The sequence below is a fragment of the Lacrimispora sp. 38-1 genome (assembly GCF_049890855.1).
GTDB lineage: Bacteria > Bacillota > Clostridia > Lachnospirales > Lachnospiraceae > Lacrimispora.
On the sequence record NZ_JBANEW010000040.1, the window covers coordinates 1 to 908 of the forward strand.

The following is a 908-nucleotide window of genomic DNA, read 5'->3' on the forward strand; positions in this document are numbered from 1 at the left end:
GTAAATGGTAAATAACCCGTCTACTTTTGGATTCCTCGTAAAATTGAGATAATGGTGTAAAGTTGAAAAAGTTTCTAACAAACTTTTCACACAGAACTCAAGGAGGAACTCCACATGGACACAAGACTTGCAACCAACCAGATCCGACTCAGTGAGTGGACCAGAATTATTAAAGACCGTTGTCAAAGTGGTCTGAAAGTCGATGAATACTGTGAACAGCACCAGTTATCACGTCATGCCTATTACTACTGGCTAAGAAAAGTGAAAGAAGCTGCTCTGATACATAACAGCTTTATTGAACTTACGGCTCTCCCGGAAAAAACTGTTCCTGCTACAACAAGTGAAAACCATTTTACTTATCAAATGACCGTTACTATTGGAAATACTGTATTAGGAGTTAGCGAATCAACTCCAATAGAACTTCTCTCCAGAGTGCTTAAGGTGGTTCGTAATGCTTAATGACGCTGCCGGCTTTAAGCATATCTATATCTGTACCGGATATGTGGATCTGCGCCGGGGGATAGATGGATTGGCAGCTATGATCAGTGGCTCTTTTGGGCTCGATCCAACGGAACCCGGAAGTATTTATCTGTTTTGTGGAAGAAAAACAGACCGGTTAAAAGCACTTTTGTATGAGGGCGATGGCTGGTTACTTTTATATAAGAGGCTGACTAGCGGTCATCTTCAATGGCCACGCAGTAGGCAGGAAGCACAATCAATTACCGAGCAGCAATTCCGATGGCTGATGGAGGGGCTTTCCATCGAACAAAAAAGAACCATATCCAAGGTAAAACCGGAACTCTATTAACTCTTAATTACATAAGTACCTTAACAGTTAAATCCTTTATCCTAAAGCTAAAAAACACCAGAAATACGATGAATTTAAGAGCTTTTCATGGTATAATGAT

The 908-nt window shown here is 40.6% G+C and carries 2 protein-coding genes; both read left to right on the forward strand.

All coding sequences use genetic code 11. From position 1 onward, the window contains the following. Positions 1–114 precede the first annotated feature (114 nt). Positions 115–459, forward strand: coding sequence for an IS66 family insertion sequence element accessory protein TnpA (tnpA, locus tag V7D18_RS08200; protein ID WP_426153226.1), 345 nt, complete (start codon positions 115–117; stop codon positions 457–459). Beyond that, complete coding sequence (gene tnpB / locus V7D18_RS08205; protein WP_426153228.1) at positions 452–808, forward strand: IS66 family insertion sequence element accessory protein TnpB; 357 nt, start codon at positions 452–454, stop codon at positions 806–808. Before tnpA ends, tnpB begins: the two co-directional genes overlap by 8 nt. The last annotated feature ends 100 nt before the right edge of the window (positions 809–908 follow it).